The following is a 16,157-nucleotide window of genomic DNA, read 5'->3' as shown; positions in this document are numbered from 1 at the left end:
GAGCGCCCGTGGCACCCGGCGGGGAGGCGGCGGTGCGACACAGGCTGAAGGACGTGGCGGAGCGGGCCGGCGTCTCCGTCAAGACCGTCTCCAACGTCGTCAACGGCTACCAGCACGTGCGGCCCGACACGCGGGCCCGCGTCGAGCGGGCCATCGCCGAGCTGAACTACCGGCCCAACCTGTCGGCGCGCAACCTGCGCAAGGGGCGTACCGGCGTGATCGCCCTGGCCGGGCCGGAGCTGGACGTCCCCGCCTTCGCCGAGTTGGCCCGGCACGTCGTCACCGCCGCCGCCGAACGGGGCTGGACGGTCCTGGTCGACCGGGCCGGCGGCGGCCCCGCGCCGCCGGGGCGGGTCGCCGCCGGCATCGGCGACCACCTCGTCGACGGCCTGATCGTCGGCCCGTTGACGCCGACCGCCGGGCACCTCGCCGGCCGGGACGACGGCACCCCGGTGGTGCTGGTCGGCGGGCCCGGCGGCCCCGGCCCCGCCGACCACGTGGCGACCGACGACGCGGCCGCCGCCCGCGCGGCCACCGCCCACCTGATCTCCCTCGGCCGCCGCCGCGTCGCCGCGATCGGCGCGCGGCCCACCCCCGAGGTGGCCGCCGCCCGGCTCCGCCTCGCGGGCTACGCCGCCGCGCTCGCCGCGGCCGGCATCGCCCACGACGAGCGCCTCGTCGTGCCCGCGCCGGCCTGGCGTCGCGCCGACGGCGCGGCGGCCGTGCGGCACCTGCTCACCTCGGGGGTACGCCCCGACGCCGTCCTCTGCCTCACCGACACCCTCGCCCTCGGTGCCCTGCGGGCGCTGCACGAGGCCGGTCTGCGGGTACCCGGCGACGTGGCGGTGGCCGGCTTCGACGACATCGAGGACGGGCGCTTCTCCGTCCCCACCCTCACCACCGTCGCCGCCGACAGGGAACGCGTCGCGCGGCTGGCCGTCGCGCTGCTGGCCGACCGGATCGACGGGGACCGGAACGCCCCGCCGCGCACGCTCACCGTCCCCTGCCGGCTCGAACCGCGGGAGAGCACGCTCGGCCGCTGACCCCGCCCCGGGCGTCGGTTCGTCCACATGCGACAGTCGTGCCACGGGCTGCCGCCGAACGGCGGATGGGCGCGGTGACGGCGGGTCGCGATGATGTGGCGGCACGTGGGGACGAGCAGACCAAACTGGGGGCGAGATGAGCACCGATTCGAGCTGGGGCGACTACCTGTCCGCTGACACCGCCGGCACGGAGGCCGGCATCGCCACCTTCGATCAGCCGGTGGTCGAGCCGGTCGCGGTCGAGCCGGTGCTGCCCGAGCCGGTGGTGGACGTCGTCGAGAGCGAGCTGGCCGGCGCGGCCGCCGACCAGGACTGGTCGGCCTGGCACGCCGACAGCGGCGACCAGTGGGCCGACTCGGCGCAGGACTGGGTCGACTACGCCAACGAGAACCTGGCCGCCGGCAACACCGACATCGCCGCCAGCGCCTTCGACACCGCGGCGAACCACGCCGACCTGGCCGACGGCAACTACGACGTCTCGTTCGACTACGCCGCCCAGGCCGGCACCCACCTTGACACCGCCGTCGCGGAGGTCGCCCCCTACGACACGTACGACGCGGGCACGGGCTACGACGCGGGCACGGGCTACGACGCAGGGGCGGGCTTCGACGCCGGCACGAGCTTCGACATCGCGGAATGAGCTGGGCCGCCGACAACGACCCCGGCAGCCGGCCGCAGCCGGCCGTGCTGGCCGCCGAGGCCGGCCGGCTCGCCGCCGGGGCGGAACGCCGGATCGCCGCCCCGGCGAGCGCGGTCCGCCAGCACCTGCTCCGCGCCGTCCGGGACCTCGGCTTCGACCTGCGCGCCGAGCAGCTCAGCCTGCTGGAGGCGGTCCGCGGGTCGAAGCTCGGCGGGGTGACCCTCTCCGCCGCCCGGGTGCCCGTCTTCCTCCGGATCGGTCTCGAAGCCGACGCGGCCGGGACCCGGGTCACCGTCCTGCTGGCCGACCGCTGGGTCGGCAAGGTGGGCCGGAACTGGGGCCTCACCTCCGTCTACGTCGAGCTGTTCGGGTCCGTCCTCAGCGCCGTCGACGGCGTGCTGGGCCGGCTCGACCCGGCCGCCGCCGCCACGTTCGCGCCCTGGTGGCGGCAGACCGGCCCCGGCGACGTGGCGATCATGCAGAACGCGGCCGGCATCGCCAACCGGGCGGGAGCGGTGCTGTCCCGGCACGCCTCCCGCCTGCTCGAAGGGGACGCCGCCACCCCGCGCCGGGCGTCGGTCAGCCGCGCCGGCACCGAGACGTTCGCCTTCGAGACGCCGCAGGCCGTCGCGGAGGTGCCGGCGGAACTGGCCGACGGCATGCTGATGGTCGGCACCCTGGTGGCCAGCCGCCCCGACGGGATGCCACCGCACCTGGTGGCGCAGGTGCGGTCGCTCGTCGTCCGGATCGAGGAGCACCTCGCCGCGGTCGCCGGCACCGCCGGGGCGGCCCCGGCCGCCCGGTTCACCGTCGACCCGGCGGACGTGCCGGTGGTGACCTTCCTGCACCAGCAGGCCCGGATCCGGGGCATGCTCCCGGTGCGGACCCTGCGCACCTGCACCACCTGCCGGCTGGAGAAGGTCACCAACCCCGACCTGGAACGGTTGCAGGAACGCACCCGCCGGACCCGGGACCTGGCGAGCAGCATCAGCGCGGTGGTCACCCCGTACGTGCTGGCCGGACGGCTGGTGCAGCTCAACGGGAAGGGGCCCAGCTTCGCCTGCCCGCGCTGTCAGGGCATGGACGCCGACGAGACGGTGGTGACGTACTGCCAGCGGTGCGGCGACCGGCGGGCCGAGACGGCCCTGCGGACCTGCCCGAAGTGCCAGTTCGACTTCCGCAGCCTGCTCGCCGGCGACAAGCCCTGGCAGCCGCGCGCGACGCAACCGACGGGCGTGGCCGCCGCCCCGTACCCGCCGGCGCCCGCCGCGCCCCGACGGGTGGATCCGGAGGCGGAGCAGTGGCCACGCCCACCGGGGTACGTGCCCCGCTGACCGGCGTCGGCGGCGGGGCCGGGGAACCCGGGCCGGGCCGACGCCCCCGTGTCAGGCGAAGAAGCGGGCCAGGTGCGGCTGCTCCGGCACCGGGTCGTCCGCGCCCAGCGGGGTGAGGTCGGCGAAGATGCTGGCGCCGTCGCAGCCCACGTGCAGGGGAAACCAGCGCGGGGTGCCCGGCGGGCGTTGCAGGCAGATCCCCTTGACCGTCTGCACGTCCAGCAGCCGCACGTGGGTCGGGTCGGCCACCGCGTTCACGTGCCCCCACCAGGGGCTCATCACGTGCAGCACCCCACCCGGGCGCAGCACCCGGTGACACTCGTCCACCAGCGGCAGGAAGTCGATCAGGTGCTCCAGGATGTGCACCGCGAACAGCACGTCCACGGAGTCGTCGGCCAGCGGCAGCGACCCGGACAGGTCGGCCACCGCGTCCACCCCCGGGGCCGGGTAGATGTCCAGCCCCAGGTTCTGCGGGTACTGCTTGGTGCCGCCGCAGCCCAGGTCCACCACGACCGGGTCGCGGCCGGCGACCCGCACCCGGCACCAGACGCCGAACACCCCGGCGAGCCGGCCGACCAGGCCCCGCACCAGGCGCAACTGCGCGGCGTCGGCGACCTCCCCGGTCAGGTGGGCCACCCCCCGGTCGAAGCGCACCCGCACCGCCACGTCACGCAGCCGGGCGTCGTGGGCGGCCTGATCCGCCCACGCCTCGGCGAGGAACTCGTCGACCGCCCGCAGCCGGTCGGCCGAGGGCGCGGTCAGGACCGTCGCGACCATGGGCCACCTCCGGTGCGCCCGTACCCGGCTGGGCGGGCGATATGCCCCGGCCGGGCGGGATCCCCCGAAGGAGGACGAGCCGTCAGCCGGTGATCCGCCGGCTGCCCCGCCCCGCGCCCCGGATCCGTTGCCGGGGCGGCGCGACGGCCGTCTTGGGCCGCTTGAGGTGGTACCGGTGCAGCTCGCTGCTGCCCGGCTGCGACGGGTCCTCGCTCATCCCGACCAGCTCCCAGCCCTGGTCGCCGGCCCGGTTCAGGTGCGCCAGCGCCGTGTCGCCGTACGGGGTGACGTCGACCATCGAGCCGTCCGGGCCGTACCAGATGAACACCAGCTCCCAGCCGACGTCCGTGCTGGCCGCCTGGCGGCGTCGGACCAACAGCGCGTACTCCCACTTGAGCATGGAGTCATTGTCACCCTGCCGGCCCCGGTCGGCACGCCGTCGGACCTGGCGATCCGCCCCGGGTCGGGGCGGCGCGACCCGCCGTCAGTCCTCGGCGACCCGGCCGGCGTCCACCCGCACCCGGCGGTTGACGGCCACGGCGTCCAGCATCCGCCGGTCGTGCGTCACCAGCAGCAGCGTCCCCGGGTAGCTGGCCAGCGCCGACTCCAACTGCTCGATGGCCGCCAGGTCCAGGTGGTTCGTCGGCTCGTCGAGCACCAGCAGGTTCACCCCGCGCCCCTGCAACAGCGCCAGCGCCGCCCGGGTCCGCTCGCCCGGCGACAGCGACGCCGCCGTCCGCAGCACGTGGTCGGCCCGCAGGCCGAACTTGGCCAGCAGCGTCCGCGCGTCCGCCGGCGACAGCTCCGGTACGGCCAGCCGGAACGCGTCCAGCAGCGGCTGCTCGCCGAGGAACAGCCCCCGGGCCTGGTCGACCTCGCCGACCACCACCCCGGGGCCCAGCGAGGCGTGGCCGGCGTCCAGCGGCAGCCGCCCCAGCAGCGCGGCGAGCAGCGTCGTCTTGCCGGACCCGTTCGCCCCGGTGATCGCCACCCGGTCGGCCCAGTCGATCTGGAGGGTCACCGGGCCGAGGGTGAAGCTTCCCAGGCGTACCACGGCGTCGCGCAGCGCGGCCACGACGGCGCCGGCGCGGGGCGCGGCGGCGATCTCCATCCGCAGCTCCCACTCCTTGCGCGGCTCCTCGACCACCTCCAGCCGCTCGATCAGCCGGTCCGTCTGCCGGGCCTTCGCCGCCTGCTTCTCCGACGTCTCCCCCCGGTGGTGCTTCACGTGCTTGTCGCCGTCGGTGGCCTTGCGGCGGGCGTTGCGCACGCCCTTCTCCATCCACGCCCGCTGGGTGCGGGCGCGCGCCTCCAGCCCGGCCCGGGTGTCGGCGTACTCCTCGAACTCGGCGCGGGCGTGCCGGCGGGCCACCTCCCGCTCCTCCAGGTACGCCGCGTAACCGCCGCCGTAGTGCCGGACGAGCTGCTGGTGCAGGTCCAGCTCCAGCACCCGGGTCACCGTGCGGGTCAGGAACTCGCGGTCGTGGCTGACCAGCACGGTCCCGGCGCGCAGCCCGGTGACGAAGCCCTCCAGCCGGTCCAGCCCGGCCAGGTCCAGGTCGTTGGTGGGCTCGTCGAGCAGGAACACGTCGTAGCGGCTGAGCAGCAGCGAGGCCAGCCCGGCGCGGGCCGCCTGGCCGCCCGACAGGGCCGTCATCGGATGGTCCAGGTCGACGGTGAGCCCCAGCTCGGCCGCCACCTGCTCGGCGCGCTCCTCCAGGTCCGCCCCGCCCAGGCCCAGCCAGCGCTCCAGCGCCTCGGCGTACGCGTCGTCGGACCCGGCCGACCCGGCCGTCAGCGCCTCGGTCGCCGCGTCCAGGGCCGCCTGGGCGGCCGTCACCCCCGTCCGGCGGGCCAGGAAGTCCCGTACCGTCTCCCCGGGCCGGCGCTCCGGCTCCTGCGGCAGGTGCCCGACGGTCGCGGTGGGCGGGCTCAGCGTGACGCTGCCGGCCTCGACGGGCAGCAACCCCGCGAGGGTACGCAGCAGCGTCGACTTGCCCGCCCCGTTCACCCCGACCAGGCCGACCACGTCGCCCGGGGCGACCACCAGGTCCAGCCCGGAGAAGAGCAGCCGCTCGCCGTGCCCGGCCGCGAGATCCTTGACCACCAGTGTCGCGCTCATCAGCACCCGAGCCTATCCACCGCGCTGCGCGCGTAAGGAAGGGCACCCTGTTAACGCCTTTTGTATAGGAAGGGCCCCTTCCTAACACCTCGCCCGGTCGCAACTTCCTGTGGCGGAACACTCGCGGTCCGGCCGGTGTTGTGCCAGCGTCGGATCAGGTGCCGGCGCGAGACGAGGAGGTGGGTCGATGGACCTTCTGGCGGACTACCGACGGGCGACCATGTTCTTCGAGATGGGTGACGCGTCCGGCGCGGTGCGGCTGCTGGAGCCGATCGTCGAGGCCGAGCCCGGCAACTCCGCGGTGCGGCAGTTGCTGGCCCGCGCCTACTTCCAGACGGCGCAGCTCAACCGCGCCGAGGAGCAGCTGCGCGAGCTGGTCGACCGCGACCCGAGCGACCACTACGCGCACCACGTGCTGGGCCGGACGCTGGAGCGGATGAACCGCCCGGCGGACGCGCTGCGGCACCTGCGCATCGCCGCCGCGATGTACTCGACGAACACCGACTACACGACCGCGCTGCGCCGGGTGGAGAACCGGGTCAGCGGCGGTCACTGACCGCGCCGCCGGGGGGAGGGCAAGGGGCCCTCTCCCCGGCGCGCTCTGCCTCCGGCCGGGTGCCCCCGCCCGCTGATCAGCGGCCACGACCGGCCGCCACGCGCCACGGCTGGCGTTGCTCTTCGTAACTACTCCCCGATCCTGCCCCGCATCTCGTTTCCCCTTTGCTCTGCACCCACCGGAGCACACCCCTCGCTGAACTGGGAATAGGTGCGCCCGGGGGCGGAGCGGCAGACGTGGTTTCCGCTCACGCTGGGTCGCCGTTGCGTGCCTGGGTGCAGAGCAAAGCGTGCGCCGGCGGTGGTGCCGCCGGGGTGAACCGCTCGCGTGGTGTCCCGCTGTGCCGCGGGCCTACCATGGGCTGCCATGGGAGTCGCGCAGGTGGTGGAGGCGGGATGAAGCTCAAGCTGGACCTGCACGAGATCTTCAACAAGGGTCACGACATCGACCGCGCGCTGCGCGGGATCATGGACGAGGCGGTGGCGAAGAAGGCCACCCTCGTCGAGATCATCCCCGGCAAGGGCTCCGGCCAGCTCAAGAAGCGGGTGCTGCGGTTCCTCGACCAGAAGGACGTCAAGCAGCTCTACCACCGGGTGGAGAAGGACTCGAAGAACTTCGGCCGCCTCTTCGTCCACTTCCGCTGGAAGTAGCGGCGAAAGCGTTCTTGGCCTCCACCGCATTTCCGGGGCTTGTGGGGCCGCGGTAAAGGATCCTCCTGGCCGTCGGAGTCGTCGTCGGCCTGCACTTGGAGGTTGGAGATCAGATTAGCCGGATCGGTATACCTCGCGCCTGTGAGCAATCCGGACGATTACTGCCAAAACCTGACTATATAGGATTAGATAAACTAAACGGAAATCGCCTACCCGAATCCTTCATTTGTCGTCCCCTCCGGACAGCTTCACGCAGCCAGCAGGCCGAGGGTCGACTGCACAAACGATCGATGGCGGCACCGATGCGAGCTTGAACTGAGCGATCAAGCTTTGCCAGCCTGGGCGTCCTCCTCGTTGATTGCTCGTTCGATGAGCTCGTCAAGCTGAGAAAGCTGCTCACGTGCCTGAACCCTGAGGGCCTGCGTCCGATTCGGGTTTCTGGCGACCGACTCCAGGTACTGCCTGATCGTTTCAAGGTCGTGAGAATCCAGCGATGTCGGTGGCCCCATCGCTGCCACGCGTTGCCCGTGACGAGTCAGGTATACAACGTTGCCTTCCTCGGCCGCCTCGACAGCCTCAGGCGGCGGGCCGGCATGACGTGGCACCTCATACTCATACGAGTGCGCGGCAGTCATGGGGTCATGGCAGCCCTGGATGGGGCCGAAGCTGGGCAGCTGAGCTAGGCGGTGACGGCGGAGGACTGGCAGCTGGCCCGAGACCTCGATGCCGCTGGAAGTAACGGGCCAGCCGCAGGTCATGGCCAGCCCGGTCGGCGTGGTCCCGATGCATCCCCAGAGCCCTCTACAGCGGGTACGTGCGGGCCACCGCCAGCATCTCCGAGCTGTGTGAGCCGACCACCCCGACGTCAGCCGGCCGAGGCCGGAACCCGGGGACGCCGTCCAGCCCGTCGCTGGCGTCCATCGCGCGCAGCGCCGCCGGCCCGGAGCCGCCGGCCAGCACGAGGGTGACCTCGATCCCCTCCGGCGGCGGGGCGTGGAACACGATCCCGAAGCCCCAGGGGGTGCCGGTGGCGCGTCCGCCGGGGATCGCCCGGCCGGCCACCACCGCCGACTCGACCTCGGTCGCGCCGTCGACGTGCAGGGTGAGCAGGCGTACCGGCCGCTGCGGGGTGACCCGCACCCGCACGGTCCGCTGCTCGACCGGGCCCGGGCCCGGGGCGGCAGCGCTGTCGGCGAGGACCTCCAGCTTCGGCGCGGGCAGGTTCGCCGCCTGCGCCGGCCCGGAGCGCAGCTCGGTGTCGCCGAGCCCGGGGAAGTCCGCGACGGTCGTGGCCCCGTCGACGAACTGACCCGTCCAGGGCTGGAGGTCGGTCTCGTGGCTGAGCCAGCGGGCCTGCCCGGTGCCGGCGTCGAGGGCGTACATCAGGTGGGTGGGCACGGGGTGGGCGGCGTCGAACCGGTCGACGGCGAGCCCGACCCCGGCGAACACCGCCGCCGCGAGCCCGACGGCGACGGCCGGGAGCGCGCCGGCGCGGCGGGCGCGGGCGGCGACCAGGCCGCGCTGGCCGCCGGCCTCGGGGTGCAGCAGGTCCACCACGGGCAGCGCGGCCAGCCCGAGCAGCACCGCGAACAGCGCGGCGACGCCGCCCATCGCCATGCCGAGCGCCGGGAACAGCAGGACCACGGTCGGCAGCAGGATCACCACGGCCACCGCCCCGGCCAGGGTCGCCGCGAGCACGGGCCACGGGCCGTCGATCCGCACGGCGAGCGCGGTCAGCCCGGCCGCCGCGCCGGCCAGGGCGGGCAGGGTCGTCAGGTACGCCCCGCCGGGCACCAGCACCGCGAGCACGATCCCGAGTACGGCCAGCCAGCCCAGCCCGCCGATCGCGAGGGCGGCGGGGCCGACCCGGCGGCGGGTCAGGGCGTACCAGGTGAACAGGGTCGCGGCGGCGAGCGCCACCACGGCGAGGCGGTACCAGGTGGGCCGGTACGGGTCGAGCAGCTCGGCGTAGCCGGGCCGGACGGCGGTGACGCCCGCCCAGAGCAGCTGCGCGCCCAGCGGCGCGACGACGATCGGCGCCAGGCCCAGCGCGAAGCCGGCGGCGAGCCGGCCGTACGTGGTCCGGCCCCGCCGCCGGGCGAGCCAGCCGAGCGCGGCCACGGCCAGCAGGGCGGCGACGGCCAGCGGGAGGACCAGCCAGCCGGGGTAGCGGGCCAGCCCGCCGGGGACGGGGAAGTAGGTGGCGTCGTGGCCGGCGTCGAGGGCCTTGAGGTCGGCGCGGCCGAACTCGCGGGCGAGGCCGAGCGCGTTGTCGCCGTGCTGCTGGAGGCTGGCCCGGTCCATCGCGGCCGGGGTGTCCAGCGGCGTGTGGTAGACCGCCCCGCCGTCGATGTAGGCGGAGTTGAGCCCGACGAAGCCGGCCCGGTCGAGGAACGCGGTGAAGTCGGTGTCGTTGGGCAGCGCCCGGTAGATCTCCACGGCGAAGGAGGTGCCGACGGGGTGCGGGGCGGCCCGGCCGAACACGTCGACGAGCTTCGCGTTGTCGCGGGACGTCTCGAACATGATCACCGGGCCGGTGGAGCCGCGCGCCTCCAGGTTGAGCACGACCCCGCCGTCGGCGGCGAGCGGGTGGTCGGCGGCGAAGGCCGACGCCCCGCACAGGCACGCCTCCTCGGCGTCGGTGAGCACGAACACGACGTCGTTGCGGGGGCGGGGGCCGGCGGCCAGCGCGCGGGCCACCTCCAGGATGGTGGAGGTGCCGGCGGCGTCGTCGTTGCCGCCGGGGCCGGACTGCACCGAGTCGTAGTGGGCGACCAGGAACACCTTGCCGGTGGGGTCGGTGCCGGGCAGCCGGGCGACGACGTTGCGGACCCGGGCCAGGGTCGACCCGGCGGCGGCACCGCTGAGCTGGCCGGCCTCCCGGGCGACGGTGTCCTGCACCGTGGTCTCCAGCCCGAGGCCGCGCAGCACGCCTTCGAGGTGGGCGCGGACCTGGTCGTTGGCCGGGCTGCCGGCCGGGTGCGGCCGGGCCGCGATCGTCTCCACGTTCCGGTACGCCCGCGCGGCGCTGAACTCGTCGGCGGGGGCGTCGGCGGGGCGCGGGGCGGGGGTGTCCAGGTCGTACGCGACGGTGCCGCCCACGGCGAGCAGGGCGGCGAGCGCGGCGAGGGCGGCGAGCGGGCGGCGGCGGGGGCGGGCCAGCGCCCGGTCGGCGGCGCGGGTGGGGGGCGGTGCGCCCACGGTGACTCCTCGGGGTGGGGCCGGGCCGGGCCTCGGGGTGGCGGGCCAGGGGTGGGCACCATCCTGCACCGCCGGTGCCCGCGGCGGGACTCCCCGGGGGCAGAGGTCGGTTCCCCTCGGGGCACTTGTTCCCTTTGTTCCCGCCCGGGGCGGCCGTCGTCACCACCGAGGACGGCCGGCGGCGACCCGGCCGTGCCGGGCCCGTCGTGTTGTGTGGGAGCGTTGTCTAATACAGGATCAGCAGGGCACTCGGAAGGAGCCCGACATCACCAGCGATCTCCCGCGTCCCGGTGCGGTGACGCGGTCGCCCCGGGGGGCCGGTCCCGCCGGTTCCTCCGTCGTGCCCCGGGCCTTCCCGGCCGGCGGCGGCCTCGGGCATCCGGTGCTGCCGCCCGGCGAGCGGCTGCGGGTGCTGCTGGTCGAGGACGACGAGGGCGACGCCTTCCTGGTCGGCGAGCTGCTCGCCGAGACCAACTCGTCGATCGACCTGCTGGTGGCGACCAGCCTGAGTGAGGCGCGGCAGCGGGTGATGGGCGTCGACTGCGTGCTGCTCGACCTCGGCCTGCCCGACGCGCAGGGGCTGGACGGGCTGCGTCAGGTGCTGGAGATGTCCAGCGGCGCCGCGGTCTGCGTGCTGACCGGGCGCTCCGACGAGCACCTGGGCATCGTCGCGGTCGCCGAGGGTGCGCAGGACTACCTGGTCAAGGGCCAGGTCGACGGGGTGCTGCTGACCCGGGCGCTGCGCTACGCGGTGGAGCGCAAGCGGGCCGACGAGAACGCCCGGCGGCTGCGCGAGGTGGAGCTGCGCCAGGCCGAGTCGGCCCGGCTGGAACGCGGCCTGCTGCCCCAGCCGCTGATGTCGACCGACGAGGTCGCGGTGCACACGTTCTACCGGCCGGGCCGGCACGCGGCGCTGATCGGCGGCGACTTCTACGACGTGGTGCAGACCCGCCCGGACCGGGTGGACCTGATCGTCGGCGACGTCTGCGGGCACGGCGTGGACGAGGCGGCGCTGGGGGTGGAGCTGCGGGTGGCGTGGCGGGCGCTCGTGCTGGCCGGGGTGCCCGACGACGAGGTGCTGCCGGCCCTGGAGCAGGTGCTGATGAGCGAGCGCCGGCTCCAGGAGATCTTCGCCACCGTGGCCACCGCCCGGCTCGACCTGGCCGGCAACGCCGCCACGGTGCGCCTCGCGGGGCATCCGCCGCCGCTGCTGCTGTCCGGGGGTAAGGTCGCGCCCGTGCCGGCGCCGGGCGGCCTGCTGCTGGGCGTCCGTCCCCGCCGTCCCGTGGCCTTCGACCTGGAGTTCGACACCGATGACTGGTCCCTGCTGATGTACACCGACGGCCTGATCGAGGGGCGGGTCGGCGACGGCGACGAGCGGCTCGACGTCCCCGGCCTGACCGAGCTGCTGGGCGACCGGGACAATCTCGCCGTGCCGCTGGCCGAGCTGCCGGCGTGGCTGGTCGGGCGGGCCGAGCAGATCAACGGCGGCCCGCTCGCCGACGACGTCGCCATGCTCCTGGTCACCCGGGGCGGTGGCCGGTGACGGCACCTGCCGCCGGCTGGACCCTGCGCCGCCGGGTCGTCGCGCTGCTGGCCGTCGTGGGCGTGCTGCTGGGCGTGTCGGTGGCGGTCGAGATCGCCGTGGCCGCCAAGAACCGCGACTACACCCACTCGGTGCTCGACCGCACCGGCCCGCTGCGCGCCCAGTCGCAGGAGCTGCTCAGCGTGCTGGTCGACCAGGAGACCGCGATCCGGGGGTACGCGCTGACCGGCGACCGCCGGGACCTCGAACCGTACGTCCAGGGCGGGGAGCGCGAGCAGCAGCTCTACCGCAGCATGCGCGGCCTGATCGGCGTCTACCCGGCGCTGGGCCGCCAGCTCGACGGGGTCGAGGCGGAGGCCGGCCGGTGGCGCAGCACGGTCGCCGAGCCGGTGATCCGGACCACCGAGGAGCAGGGCACCACCGCCGGGCGGGCGCTGATCACGGAGGAGTCCCGGCAGCGCTTCGACGTCATCCGCACCTCGGTGAGCCAGCTCCAGGAGGGCATCCTCGTCGAGCGCGAGAAGGGCGCCGACAACATCTACCGCACCAGCAGCATGCTGGTGCTGCTGCTGGTCGGGGCGGCGATGGTGGTGGCGGTGGCCGGCGCGGTGCTGCTGATCTCGCTGGAGCGGATGGTGGTCCGGCCGCTGACGGGCCTGGCCGAGCAGGTCCGCGAGGTGGCCAAGGGCGACTTCCAGCACCGCATCACCGGGTCGGGTCCGCCGGAGTTCCTGCGGCTCGCCGACGACGTGGACGCGATGCGCCAGAAGATCGCCAAGGACCTGACCGAGGTCCGCCAGGCCCGGGAACGCATCGAGTGGGTCAACAGCCAGCTCCAGAAGCAGGCGGAGGAGCTGGTCCGGTCCAACCGCGACCTGGAGCAGTTCGCGTACGTCGCCTCGCACGACCTGCAGGAGCCGCTGCGCAAGGTGGCCAGCTTCTGCCAGCTCCTCCAGCGCCGCTACGCGGGGCAGCTCGACGAGCGCGCCGACCAGTACATCGCGTTCGCCGTGGACGGCGCGCAGCGGATGCAGCGGCTCATCAACGACCTGCTGGCGTTCTCCCGGATCGGGCGGCTCACCACGGGCTTCACCGAGGTCGACCTCAACGACGTGATGGGCGACGTGGCGGGGCAGACCGAGGCCGCCCGGCAGTACGCCGACGGCGAGCTGACCTGGGACGCGCTGCCGACGATCCGGGGCGAGGAGCCCCTGCTGACGAACCTGCTGGCCAACCTGGTCAGCAACTCGATCAAGTTCCGCCGCCCGGACGTGCCGCCGAGGGTGCACGTCTCCGCGCGGCTGGTGGGCGACGAGTGGGAGATCAGCTGCCAGGACAACGGCATCGGCATCGAGCCGGAGTTCGCGGACAAGATCTTCGTGATCTTCCAGCGGCTGCACTCGAAGGACGCGTACCCGGGCACCGGCATCGGGCTGGCGATCGTCAAGAAGATCGTCGAATACCACGGCGGCCGGGTCTGGGTGGACACCGACACCGCCGAGGGCACCGCGATCCGGTTCACCCTCCCGGCGCTGCCCGAGGACGTGGCGGCCGCCGCGCGGGCCGCCGAGCAGCCGGCCGCCGACGACGCCACGGGTGACGACGCGACGGGCGACGCGGCGACGGGCGACGCGGCGACGGCGGACGACCCGGCGGCCGGTGGGTCGGCGGCGGACGACGCGGCGGCCGGCACCGACCCGGCGGCGGACGACGCGCCGGTCGGCGACGGCGGGGTGCGGGTGGAACTGCCCCGCCCACGCGGCGCGCGGGCGGAGGGGACCGGCGGGCCCCCGGACAGCGACGGCACGAAGGAGGCGGTGGGATGACCGCGCCCGCGGACGGCAAGAGCCCGATCGAGGTCCTGCTGGTCGAGGACGATCCCGGGGACGTCCTGATGACCCAGGAGGCGTTCGAGGAGCACAAGCTCCGCAACCGGCTGACCGTCGTCTCCGACGGCGCGGAGGCCCTGGCCTACCTGCGCCGGGAGGGCAAGTACGCGGACGCGGTGACGCCGGACCTGATCCTGCTCGACCTGAACCTGCCCCGCCGGGACGGCCGGGAGGTGCTGGAGGAGATAAAGCAGGACGAGCAGCTCTGCCGCATCCCGGTGGTGGTGCTGACCACCTCCCAGGCCGACGAGGACATCCTGCGCAGCTACCAGCTGCACGCGAACGCGTACGTCACGAAGCCGGTCGACTTCGAGCGGTTCATCGCGGTGGTCCGGCAGATCGACGAGTTCTTCGTCAGCGTGGTGAAGTTGCCGCCGCGTGGCTGACCTCACCGACACCCTGACCGACGACGTCGCCGAGCTGCTGCACCGGGCGGCGACGGACGTCGTGCTGCCCCTGTTCCAGCAGCTCGACGACGCCGACGTTACGGAGAAGGCCCCCGGTGACCTGGTCACCGTCGCCGACCAGCGGGCCGAGGAGCTGATCAGCGCCGGGCTGCGCCGGCTGCGCCCCGGTTCGGTGGTGGTCGGCGAGGAGGCGGTCGCCGACGACCCGGCCCTGCTCGGGCACCTGCGCCCCGGCGGGGCCGGCGGGCACCTGAGCGGCGGCGACGTCTGGCTGGTCGACCCCGTCGACGGCACCGCCAACTTCGCCGCCGGCCGGCGCCCGTTCGCGCTGATGGTGGCGCTGCTGACCGGCGGGGAGCAGGTCGGCGCGTGGGTGCTCGACCCGCTGGGCGGGACCCTGGCCGTCGCCCGCGCGGGCCACGGCACGACGGTGAACGGCGCGCCGGTGCGCGTCGGCGACGCCGTGCCGCCGGCCGGCGAGCTGCGCGGCACCGCGATGACCCAGTTCCTGCCGCCGAAGCTGCGGCGGCGCGCCGAGGCCGGCGGGGAGCGCATCGGCGCGCTGCTGCCCGGCCAGCACTGCGCCGGCCGGGAATACCTCGACCTGCTCGTCGGCGAGCAGCAGTTCGTGCTCTTCTGGCGCACCCTGCCGTGGGACCACGCCCCCGGGGCGCTGCTGGTCCGCGAGGCCGGCGGGGTGGCCCGCCGGTTCGACGGCAGTGACTACCACCCGGCCGAGGACGCGTCGGGGCTGCTGGTCGCCGCGAACGAGCGGGTGTGGGCCGAGGCCCGCGAGGCGTTGATCCTCGACTGACATCCGTGGGAGCATCCGGCGGGGCGTCCGCCGCCGCCCGGTCCGGTATCCTGACCGGCGGTCTCCGCCAGCGGGCCGCCGCCCGGCGTCGGTGGGGGCCGCCGCGCGCCACCGGGAGCCGGTGGTCGAGGGAAGGGACGCCGACGTGCCCAGGACCAGCCTCATCCGGCGTCGCGGCCGGGGGCCGCTGACCGCGCTGCTCGTCGCCGTGGCGCTGCTGCTCGGCGTGGGCGCCGGGCCGGCCGCCGCCGAACCCAACGAGGGCGGCACGAAGAAGCTGCGCGAGGCGCTGGAGTCCGCCGCCAAGGGGCACATCGAGGCCAAGGCGAAGCTCGACAACTCCAAGCGCCGGCAGCAGCTGCTCACCGCCCAGCTCAAGACCGTCGAAACCCGGCTGGCGGGGCTGACCGCGCAGGTCGGCGAGGTGGCCGCGCAGTCCTACCGGCTGGGGCGGATGACCGCGCCGGCGCTGCTCATCCAATCGGTCTCCCCGGAGGCGTTCCTCAACCGCGCCGCCGAGCTGGACGTGATGGCCCAGCGGGACAGCCGCCGGCTGCGCGAGCTGATCGACACCCGGGACGAGGCGAACCGCGCCAAGATCGCCATCGACGCCGAGGTGCGGGAGCAGCAGAAGCAGCTCGCGGCGCTGGCCAAGAAGAAGCGGGAGGCCGAGACCGCCCTCGCGGCGGTCAGCTCCGGCAGCGGCTCCGGGTTCAGCGGCGGCTCCGCCTCGGCCAAGCCGGCCCCGCGCAACTCCGACGGCAGCTGGCCGTCCGAGTCCTGCTCGGTCAACGACCCGACCACCTCCGGCTGCATCACCCCGCGCACCCTGCACGCCCTCCAACAGGCCAAGGCCGCCGGCTACAAGCGGTACGTCTCCTGCTACCGCAGCGGCGGCAGCGGCGAGCACCCCAAGGGCCGGGCCTGCGACTTCTCCGCCGCCACCAACGGGTTCAAGGACGAGACGGCCACCGGCGGCGACAAGGCGTACGGCGACAGCCTGGCCAACTACTTCAAGAACAACGCCAGCCGGCTCGGCGTGCTCTACGTGATCTGGTACAGGCAGATCTGGATGCCGAACACCGGGTGGCGGGCGTACAGCGGCAGCGGCAGCCCCGCCGCCGACCACACGAACCATGTTCATCTCTCGATGTACTGACCCGGGGACTCAGCTTCGC

Annotated in this window: 14 protein-coding genes and 1 pseudogene; 10 read left to right on the top strand and 5 right to left on the bottom strand. The window is 74.5% G+C overall.

The window, feature by feature from the left end:
• Positions 1 to 32 precede the first annotated feature (32 nt).
• The 3 genes from O7628_RS08800 (at position 33) to O7628_RS08790 (ending at position 3,017) form a co-directional block, all read left to right on the top strand.
• Complete coding sequence (locus tag O7628_RS08800) at positions 33 to 1,043, top strand: LacI family DNA-binding transcriptional regulator (protein WP_278129479.1); 1,011 nt, start codon at positions 33 to 35, stop codon at positions 1,041 to 1,043.
• A 136-nt stretch (positions 1,044 to 1,179) separates the two neighbouring features.
• Positions 1,180 to 1,683 carry a hypothetical protein gene (locus O7628_RS08795; protein WP_278129477.1) on the top strand — a complete coding sequence of 168 codons (504 nt, stop codon included), beginning with the start codon at positions 1,180 to 1,182 and terminating at the stop codon, positions 1,681 to 1,683.
• On the top strand, positions 1,680 to 3,017 hold the full coding sequence (locus O7628_RS08790; protein ID WP_278129475.1) for a hypothetical protein: 1,338 nt from the start codon (positions 1,680 to 1,682) through the stop codon (positions 3,015 to 3,017). Before O7628_RS08795 ends, O7628_RS08790 begins: the two co-directional genes overlap by 4 nt.
• Before the next feature lie 51 nt (positions 3,018 to 3,068).
• Here the strand turns inward: O7628_RS08790 and O7628_RS08785 are convergent, their stop codons facing one another.
• The 3 genes and pseudogenes from O7628_RS08785 to O7628_RS08775 all read right to left on the bottom strand — a co-directional run bounded on the left by O7628_RS08785 (position 3,069) and on the right by O7628_RS08775 (position 5,916).
• Entirely contained in the window at positions 3,069 to 3,794 is a 726-nt protein-coding gene (locus O7628_RS08785) for a methyltransferase domain-containing protein (RefSeq protein ID WP_278129473.1), read from the bottom strand.
• A gap of 154 nt (positions 3,795 to 3,948) precedes the next feature.
• Positions 3,949 to 4,194 (bottom strand): annotated as a pseudogene (locus O7628_RS08780) (hypothetical protein); the annotation flags it as partial.
• An 84-nt stretch (positions 4,195 to 4,278) separates the two neighbouring features.
• Positions 4,279 to 5,916 carry an ABC-F family ATP-binding cassette domain-containing protein gene (locus O7628_RS08775; RefSeq protein ID WP_278129471.1) on the bottom strand — a complete coding sequence of 546 codons (1,638 nt, stop codon included), beginning with the start codon at positions 5,914 to 5,916 and terminating at the stop codon, positions 4,279 to 4,281.
• A 187-nt stretch (positions 5,917 to 6,103) separates the two neighbouring features.
• Between O7628_RS08775 and O7628_RS08770 the strand changes: the two genes are divergently transcribed.
• Both O7628_RS08770 and O7628_RS08765 read left to right on the top strand, forming a co-directional pair.
• Positions 6,104 to 6,472, top strand: coding sequence for a tetratricopeptide repeat protein (locus O7628_RS08770; RefSeq protein ID WP_043965357.1), 369 nt, complete (start codon positions 6,104 to 6,106; stop codon positions 6,470 to 6,472).
• A gap of 395 nt (positions 6,473 to 6,867) precedes the next feature.
• Entirely contained in the window at positions 6,868 to 7,122 is a 255-nt protein-coding gene (locus O7628_RS08765; RefSeq protein WP_030329768.1) for a Smr/MutS family protein, read from the top strand.
• Positions 7,123 to 7,445: 323 nt separating this feature from the next.
• Here the strand turns inward: O7628_RS08765 and O7628_RS08760 are convergent, their stop codons facing one another.
• Complete coding sequence (locus tag O7628_RS08760; RefSeq protein ID WP_278129469.1) at positions 7,446 to 7,757, bottom strand: hypothetical protein; 312 nt, start codon at positions 7,755 to 7,757, stop codon at positions 7,446 to 7,448.
• Positions 7,758 to 7,923: 166 nt separating this feature from the next.
• Positions 7,924 to 10,323 carry a M28 family peptidase gene (locus O7628_RS08755; RefSeq protein ID WP_278129468.1) on the bottom strand — a complete coding sequence of 800 codons (2,400 nt, stop codon included), beginning with the start codon at positions 10,321 to 10,323 and terminating at the stop codon, positions 7,924 to 7,926.
• Positions 10,324 to 10,663: 340 nt separating this feature from the next.
• Here O7628_RS08755 and O7628_RS08750 point away from each other — a divergent pair, with 340 nt between their 5' ends.
• From O7628_RS08750 to O7628_RS08730, 5 genes are all read left to right on the top strand, one after another.
• Entirely contained in the window at positions 10,664 to 11,869 is a 1,206-nt protein-coding gene (locus O7628_RS08750; protein ID WP_278129467.1) for a fused response regulator/phosphatase, read from the top strand.
• Entirely contained in the window at positions 11,866 to 13,695 is a 1,830-nt protein-coding gene (locus tag O7628_RS08745; protein WP_278129466.1) for a sensor histidine kinase, read from the top strand. The genes O7628_RS08750 and O7628_RS08745 overlap by 4 nt, the downstream gene beginning before the upstream one ends.
• Positions 13,692 to 14,144 carry a response regulator gene (locus O7628_RS08740; protein ID WP_074472456.1) on the top strand — a complete coding sequence of 151 codons (453 nt, stop codon included), beginning with the start codon at positions 13,692 to 13,694 and terminating at the stop codon, positions 14,142 to 14,144. Before O7628_RS08745 ends, O7628_RS08740 begins: the two co-directional genes overlap by 4 nt.
• Positions 14,137 to 14,979, top strand: a complete 843-nt coding sequence (locus O7628_RS08735; protein ID WP_278129465.1) for an inositol monophosphatase family protein — start codon at positions 14,137 to 14,139, stop codon at positions 14,977 to 14,979. Before O7628_RS08740 ends, O7628_RS08735 begins: the two co-directional genes overlap by 8 nt.
• A gap of 145 nt (positions 14,980 to 15,124) precedes the next feature.
• Complete coding sequence (locus O7628_RS08730; protein ID WP_278129464.1) at positions 15,125 to 16,138, top strand: hypothetical protein; 1,014 nt, start codon at positions 15,125 to 15,127, stop codon at positions 16,136 to 16,138.
• Positions 16,139 to 16,157 lie beyond the last annotated feature (19 nt).

Source organism: Micromonospora sp. WMMD956 (assembly GCF_029626125.1).
GTDB lineage: Bacteria > Actinomycetota > Actinomycetes > Mycobacteriales > Micromonosporaceae > Micromonospora > Micromonospora carbonacea.
Note: the sequence above shows the minus strand (reverse complement) of the source record. Positions and strands in the feature narration are given on the sequence as shown.